This is a genomic window from uncultured Thermus sp. (genome assembly GCF_938010445.1).
Lineage (GTDB): Bacteria > Deinococcota > Deinococci > Deinococcales > Thermaceae > Thermus > Thermus altitudinis.
The window spans coordinates 1-3,042 of the sequence record NZ_CALLUR010000029.1 but is presented as its reverse complement, the minus strand read 5'-3'; the positions used below and the strand labels follow the sequence as shown (position 1 = coordinate 3,042).

Below are 3,042 nucleotides of genomic sequence, written 5' to 3'. Positions count from 1 at the left end.
CCCCGGGCGCCTTGCACTCGTGGGAGGTGGGGTATGTCCCCAAGGGTTTGGTGGAAGGTGGCGGCGCTTTTCCTCCTGGCCTTGGCCCTGGCCCAGGGGGAGGTGGACCCGAGGGAGGAGGCCAAGCGGCAAAAGCAGCTCCTTTTGGAGACCGCGGGCATCCTGCCCACGGAGCTCATTGTGGAGCAGGGTAAGGAGCTCTTTAACCGCAAGGGCCCTAGCGGCAAGACCATGGCCGAGTGCGACTTCGGCCTGGGTAAGGGGGTGTTGGAGGGGGCCGCGGCCCGGCTACCCCGCTATTTCCTGGACACGGGCAAGGTGGAAGACCTGGATGGCCGCATCCTCACCTGCATGACCCGGGTCCAGGGCTTCCGGCCCGACCAGATCCGGCGCCAGGAGGTGGTGGCCGTGGCCTTCTACATCGCCAGCTTCTCCACCGGCAAGCCCATCCAGGTGCGCCTCCTTTTCCCGCAGGAAAGGGAGCTTTATGCCCTCGGGGAAAAGCTATTCTATGCCCGTAGCGGAGCCCGGGATGTAGGCTGCGCCACCTGCCACGTCACCTACGTGGGGCGCCGGGCGGGCGTGCTTCCCTACGCCGATGTCCTTGGCCGGGACAAATCCTGGACCCACTGGCCCGCCTACCGCTACTCCAACGACCAGATCTGGACCATGCAGGACCGGATCCGGGCCTGCTACGGCAACATCGGCCATCCCCAGCCCAACCTCTACTCCCTGCCCATCCTGGCCCTGGAGCTCTTTATGGCCTACCGGAATAACGGGGCGGTGGTGGAGGAGTGGCCGGCCTTTGTGCGGTGAGGAGGCGGTGATGAAGCTGAAAAAGCTTTTCCCTATCCTTTTAGCCACGCCTTTGGTGGTGGCCCTGGCCCAGTCGTACTTTAACCCTTCCGAGCTGGAGGCCATCAAGACCGGGGGCAAGGCCTACGCGGAGGTCTTCCTCAACCAGCGCCCGGACCAAGCCCTTTGCTCCTTCCACCGCAACCGTCTACCTGCCGACCTCCTGCCCCAGTTCCTGGAAGAGCAACGGGCCCTCATCAAGTACCCGGCTAGCGGCAAGCTCATGGGGGACTGGAAGAAGGGAGGGGCCATCTTTAACAACTTGCAGAAGGCCAACTGCTTCTCCTGTCATTTTGGCTCCCCTGTGCATCTGGGCGGGGATGTGGGGCCCAGCCTGGAGAAGTATGGCCTGAAGCGCGGCCAGTCCGAGGCCATTCAGCGCTACACCTACGAGGTCATCTACAACGCGTGGGCCTACTTCCCCTGCACGGTCATGTACCGCTTTGGTGCCCTGGGAGGCTTGACCCCCGAGGAGATCGCCGACGTGGTGGCCTACCTCCTGGACCCCGAGTCTGAGTTCAATACCAAGCCAGCGGTGGGGTCTAAATGAACCGTAGGGAACTCCTATTCCTCCTTTCTGCCCTGGCCGGGTTAGGGCCCAAGGGCTTAGCCCGGGTCCTGGAGGATCCTTCCCGCCTTTATAGCCTTCCTCCATACGGGGACGCTACCCTTCTCTACTTCTCCGACCTCCACGGCCAGGCCTTCCCCCACTACTTCATGGAACCTCCTAACCTCATCGCCCCTAAGCCCCTCATGGGCCGGCCCGGTTACCTGACTGGGGATGGCATCCTGCGCGCCTACGGGGTGGAGCGGAAGACGCCCTTGGCCTATCTGCTTAGCTACCTGGACTTCGTGGAGCTGGCCAAGGCCTTGGGCCCCATTGGGGGCATGGCCCATCTCACTGCGCTTATCCGTCAGCAAAAGGCCCAGGTGGAGGCGGAGGGGGGTAAGGCCTTGGTTTTGGACGGGGGGGATACCTGGACCAACTCCGGCCTTTCCCTCCTGACGCAAGGGGAGGCCCTGGTGGATTGGCAAAACCTCACCGGGGTGGACCATATGGTCTCCCACTGGGAATGGACCCTGGGGCGGGAAAGGGCCGAGGAGCTCTTTGGGAAGCTTAAGGGGGAACACCTTTCCTACAACGTAGTGGACGAGCTTTTCGGCGACCCCCTTTACCCCGCTTACCGCATCCATAGGATGGGCCGCTACGCGGTGGCCATTGTGGGAGCCACCTACCCCTACGTGAAGGTATCCCACCCCGAGGAGCTTACCCAAGGCCTTTCCTTTGCCCTGGACGAGCGCCGCCTTCAGGGGGCCGTGGACCAGGCCCGGGCGGAAGGGGCCGATGCCGTGGTCCTGCTTTCCCACAACGGCCTTCAGCTGGACGCGGCCTTGGCGGAGCGGGTTAGGGGGATTGACCTTATCCTTTCGGGCCACACCCACGACCTTACGCCCCTTCCCTGGCGGGTGGGGAAGACCTGGATCGTGGCGGGAAGCGCTGCCGGTAAGGCCTTGATGCGGGTGGACCTGAAGCTCTTTAAGGGAGGTATCGCCAATCTGCGGGTGAGGGTGTTGCCGGTTTTGGCGAACCATCTTCCCAAGGCCCAGGATGTGGAGGCCTATGTGGAGTCTAAGGTGGCCCCGCACCGCCAGCACCTTCTTGAGCCCCTGGCGGTTTCCGAGTCCTTGCTCTACAAGCGGGACACCCTCTACTCCACCTGGGATGAGCTGGTGGGGCGGGCGGTCAAGGCCCTTTATCCGGAGGTGGACCTGGTCTTCAGCCCGGCGGTGCGTTGGGGCACCACCATCCTCCCTGGGCAGGCCATCACCCGGGACCACCTTTACGCCTACTTGGGCTTCACCTATCCCGAGCTTTACCTCTTCTGGCTAAGGGGGGAGCAGATTCGGAGCACCCTCGAGGACATCGCCAGCAACGTCTTCACCCCCGACCCCTTCTACCAGCAGGGTGGGGACGTGAGCCGGACCTACGGGATTCGCTACGTCCTGAACCCCGATGCCCCCACGGGCCAGCGCATCCGGGAGGTGGAGGTGGGGGGCAAGCCCCTGGACCCCAACCGCCGCTATCTGGCGGCCGCCTATGGGGGCAGGCTCCAGCGGGTGGGGGAGGCCAAGGCGGGCTACGAGCCCAGGCCCATTTACCAGGTGGTGGAGGAGTACCTGAAAGGA

General features: G+C 63.9%; 3 protein-coding genes. All 3 read left to right on the top strand.

The window, feature by feature from the left end; translation table 11 throughout:
• Positions 1–33: 33 nt before the first annotated feature.
• Positions 34–816, top strand: a complete 783-nt coding sequence (gene soxA, locus Q0693_RS01555; RefSeq protein WP_298628659.1) for a sulfur oxidation c-type cytochrome SoxA — start codon at positions 34–36, stop codon at positions 814–816.
• A gap of 10 nt (positions 817–826) precedes the next feature.
• Entirely contained in the window at positions 827–1,405 is a 579-nt protein-coding gene (soxX, locus tag Q0693_RS01550; protein ID WP_298628657.1) for a sulfur oxidation c-type cytochrome SoxX, read from the top strand.
• On the top strand, positions 1,402–3,042 hold a 1,641-nt coding region (soxB, locus tag Q0693_RS01545; protein WP_298628655.1), incomplete at its 3' end, for a thiosulfohydrolase SoxB. The genes soxX and soxB, both read left to right, overlap by 4 nt.